The organism is Campylobacter gastrosuis, from assembly GCF_030249845.1.
In the GTDB taxonomy this organism is placed as follows: Bacteria; Campylobacterota; Campylobacteria; order Campylobacterales; family Campylobacteraceae; genus Campylobacter_A; species Campylobacter_A gastrosuis.
Window position 1 is genome coordinate 1 of sequence record NZ_JANURM010000038.1, and the last position, 4,092, is coordinate 4,092.

Here is a 4,092-nt window from a genome sequence, read left to right on the forward strand (position 1 = left end):
AAATTCTTGATACAATCAAAGTAAAAGCCACCCAAGCCGCCCAAGACGGACAAACTTCTAAATCACGCCAAGCACTTCAAGCTGACATAGTCCGCCTAATGGAGGAGCTAGATAATATCGGCAACACAACAAGTTTCAATGGACAGCAACTCCTAAACGGCACATTCTCAAATAAAGAATTTCAAATAGGTGCTTACTCAAACGAAGTAGTAAAAGCAAGCATTGGTGCTACGACTTCGGATAAGATTGGATTAACTAGGTTTGAAAGCTCTCGTTTATTTACGGCTACTGCAAAAATAAGTATGACTTTTATAAATGTGGACGGCGTAAATAACGTAAAAGTAGCAGCAGCAACAATTTCAACTGGACTTGGCACTGGTTTAGGTGCTTTGGCAGAAAATATTAACAAAGTTTCAAACGAAACTGGTGTTAGGGCGACATTTGATGTAACTTGGGTTTCTAAAACCGCAATCGGTGCAGGTAACTTAAAAGATTTAGAGATTAATGGTGTAAAAATTGGCGACTTAGCCGTAAAAGCAGGTGATAGTAATGGTGCTTTGGTAAATGCGATAAACTCAGTAAAAGATCAAACCGGCGTTGAAGCTTCTGTTGATACACAAGGCAGAATGGTTTTAACTAGCCGTGATGGACGTGCGATTAAAGCAACGGCTGGAACTGGCGGACAAGCTAATGATAAGTTATCAGCTGTTTTTGGTTATGGCACAAAAGGTGATGACCTTGCAAAAATGGGCGGTGCGTTATCATCTATTTTTGTTGGTCGTCTAAATTTAGTAAGACTTGATGGCAGGGATATTAAGGTTTCAGGTGGGGCAGCTAAACTAAATATATCAACCGCATTTAGTGCAGGCAAAGATAATAGTAACGGCGGTGCTGAACAATCAGTTTCACTTCGTGATATTCGTGGTCAGATAGACCAAACTGTTGCTGCTGCTATGGGTTTTCAAAGGGGTTATCAAAATGGTGGAAAAATGACTTCAAACCAAGCCGCTGGCGTAATGACACTTCGTGGTGCTATGGCAGTTATGAATATCGCTGAATCAGCACAAAAAACTCTTGACTTCATTCGCTCAGACCTTGGCTCAGTCCAAAACCAACTCGTTGCAACCGTTAGCAACATAACCGTAACTCAGGTAAATGTAAAATCAGCAGAGAGCCAAATCAGAGATGTTGATTTTGCAGCTGAGAGTGCAAACTTCTCAAAACGAAATATTTTGGCACAATCAGGCAGCTATGCAATGAGCCAAGCAAACTCAGTGCAACAAAATGTCCTAAAACTGCTACAATAACTACAAATTTCTAGCAAACTTTGGTTTGCTAGAAATTCTTTTAATCATTAAAATTTTGGTTTTTGATAAAAATTCACGTGGTTTTTGATAACAACTTCGCTTAAAATTTAAAAAGTGTCATTTTTTAAAAAATGTTTTTTGCTTGGCTTTTAGCACGAGCAAAGTGAAGTAGGGTCGCTCCTGCCATAACTAACAAACAAAGTTTTTGTTTGAAGTAGAACGTTGCTTGAAATTTAAAAAGTGTCGTTTGTTTTATTTAAGGGAGAAGGGGGCTTGAATTGCGAAGTCGCCCCCTTCTCCCTTAACAACCCACAACCCCGACAACGCTCTTTCGTGCGAACACCTGCCGATTTTCAATCGGCGTTCGCAAGTTTTAGTCTTTTTACATTCTAGCGTTTTTCAATTTTTAGTCAAAAGACAAAGATTACAAGCTAAATTTTATACGGCTTTATCACGAGAAAAACAAAGCAGGGTTGCCCCTTATCCCTTAACCATAACTCGCAGACCACAAAAATGGTATCGTAATACCATTTTTGTTGCCATCTGCTCCCAATGGCGACACTCTATCGTTGCTGTGCTTTTGCAGGTTTTAACTGCCGACAAGTCAGTGTTTGCAGTTTAGATTTTTACGTTCTAGCGTTTTTTGAAAGTTTAAATCAAAAAACGCCGTTTTTTAAAGTTTATAGCCAAATTCGCCTTTTACGCCAAGCAAAATCTAGCAAATCGCTACTTTATCGCTCCAAATTTACCGCTGTTAAACTCGTTTATCGCCTCTCTTATCTCATTAGCTGAGTTCATCACAAATGGTCCATAGCCCACTATTGGCTCGTTTATCGGCTCTCCTGAGAGCAGTAAAATTTTAGCGTCTTTGCCGTGCGTTTTTATGCTTATATCGCCACCATTTAGCTCAAATCCCACCAAATCGCCCTGCGTCGCCCTATCTTTGCCGTTTATCTCCAAATCGCCACGAAGCACGACAAGAGAGAGACTTTGGTTGCTTGGGACGCTAAAATTTGCCGTTTTGTCCGCATTTATGACGATATCCCAGACGTTTAGGACGCTAAATGTGCTAGCAGCGCCCTTCGTGCCGTTAAAGTCCCCAGCTATCACTCGCACAAATCCACCCTCAAACTCCACTACCGGGATATTTTCTTTTGCTAGGTGCTGATATTTTGGCGGTGTTAGCTTGTGTGCTTTTGGCAGATTTACCCAAAGCTGTGCCATCTCAAACTTGCCACCACTTTTGCTAAAATTTTCTGAGTGAAACTCCTCGTGGATTATCCCAGCCTCAGCCGTCATCCACTGCACGTCGCCCGGCTTTATCACGCCGCCACCACCCGAGCTATCTCGGTGCGCTATCTCGCCATTATAAGCGATAGTAACGGTTTCAAAACCCTTGTGTGGGTGCTGTCCCACGCCACGAGGTTTGCCGTAGTTTGGCTCGTAAAACTGAGGGGCAGCGTAATCAAGCATTAAAAATGGATTTGTGCCTTTATCCTCATCCATATGGCTAAAAAGTGGCTGAACCTTAAAGCCATCTCCGACCCAGTGGCTACTTTTTGCCTTGTAAATTTTAAAAACATTTCTCATTTTTTCTCCTTTATTTTTGTGAAATTTTAAGCCACTCGCATTAACAAACTATGTAAAATTTATTAATTAAAAGTAAGAAATTTGAGCGAATTTGTAAAAATTTCTTAACAAAAAGGTATAATTAAAGCAAAATTTCAAGGCAAAATATGAATTTTAGACATATGCAACTCTTTTTAAAGGTGGCAAAATTGCAGAGTTTTACAAAGGCTGCAAATGAACTTAAAATACCGCAACCATCGCTATCTCAAAGTATTTTTGCGTTAGAAAATGAGCTAAAAACCACGCTTTTTAACAGAAGCACAAATCCTATAACGCTAACCGAATTTGGCGAAATTTACCTTAAAAAAGCAAATCTGATAAATGATATGATAGCCGAGCTAGATACTGAAATTTCAGCGTTAAATAGGGCTAAAAGCGGTAAAATCCGCATAGCCTTTTCACAAAATGGCTACAATATGTTGCCCAGTCTGTTACCAAAATTTTGCAAACATTTTAGCGGTGCTGATATTAAAATTTCACAAATTTTTTCAACTCTAAAAATCAAACAAATGCTTTATGATGATGAGATTGACCTTGGTATGCTGATACTGCCAATTGACACAAAGCACCTAAAATACGAAGTTATCAAAAGTAGTGATACCTTTTTAGCACTCTCTTTTATGCACGAATTATCCTTAAAATTTAAGGGCAAAGAGCTACCAAAAATTTCAATCTCTGAGTTAAAAGATGAGAGATTTATCCTGCCAAAATCAACTCAAAGAAGTAGGCTGGGCATTGATTTGATGTTTAAAAAGGCTGGGTTTGTGCCTAAAATTTTATGTGAAACTGAAACCTTTGATATAGCAAACCAAATAGTTGCAAGTGGCGTTGGCGCGACTTTTACGATTAGCGAGCTAATAAAAGATGGTAAAAAGGATAAGATAAAGCTATTTGACTTAGGCGATAGTGGGCTTACTAAAACGCTTGTGATTGCTTATAAAAAGGATAAGAAACTCTCAAATTTAGAGATTGAGTTTATCAAAATGGCAAAAGAGTTAGGGGCTTAGCCCCTAAATTTAGATTAATTTCGTAGCATCAATAATATTTAAATCAAGTCCAAGTGCTTTATTGTCAAGTCCAAGTGCTAAACCTACAAGCTGTGAAAGGTGGATTATTGGCTTTCTGATGCTTGAATTTTGAGCGTCTTGGTAGCGTT

General features: G+C 39.1%; 3 protein-coding genes and 1 pseudogene. 2 read left to right on the forward strand and 2 right to left on the reverse strand.

Annotated elements, in window-relative coordinates:
- On the forward strand, positions 1-1,307 hold a 1,307-nt coding region (locus tag NYG85_RS11740), incomplete at its 5' end, for a flagellin B (RefSeq protein WP_284938839.1).
- A 726-nt stretch (positions 1,308-2,033) separates the two neighbouring features.
- On the opposite strand, the gene NYG85_RS11745 is transcribed toward NYG85_RS11740, so the two are convergent.
- Positions 2,034-2,897, reverse strand: coding sequence for a pirin family protein (locus tag NYG85_RS11745; protein ID WP_284938841.1), 864 nt, complete (start codon positions 2,895-2,897; stop codon positions 2,034-2,036).
- A 146-nt stretch (positions 2,898-3,043) separates the two neighbouring features.
- Between NYG85_RS11745 and NYG85_RS11750 the strand changes: the two genes are divergently transcribed.
- The gene (locus tag NYG85_RS11750) at positions 3,044-3,943 is read left to right on the forward strand and encodes a LysR family transcriptional regulator (protein ID WP_284938843.1); all 900 of its coding nucleotides are present in this window, start codon (positions 3,044-3,046) and stop codon (positions 3,941-3,943) included.
- Between the two features lie 9 nt (positions 3,944-3,952).
- Here the strand turns inward: NYG85_RS11750 and NYG85_RS11755 are convergent.
- Positions 3,953-4,092, reverse strand: a pseudogene (locus tag NYG85_RS11755) (heterodisulfide reductase subunit B); the annotation flags it as partial.

Coding starts and splice junctions, on each gene's coding strand:
- NYG85_RS11745 (WP_284938841.1), bottom strand. CDS start 2,897: ATGAGAAATGTTTTTAAAATTTACAAGGCAAAAAGTAGCCACTGGGTC.
- NYG85_RS11750 (WP_284938843.1), top strand. CDS start 3,044: ATGAATTTTAGACATATGCAACTCTTTTTAAAGGTGGCAAAATTGCAG.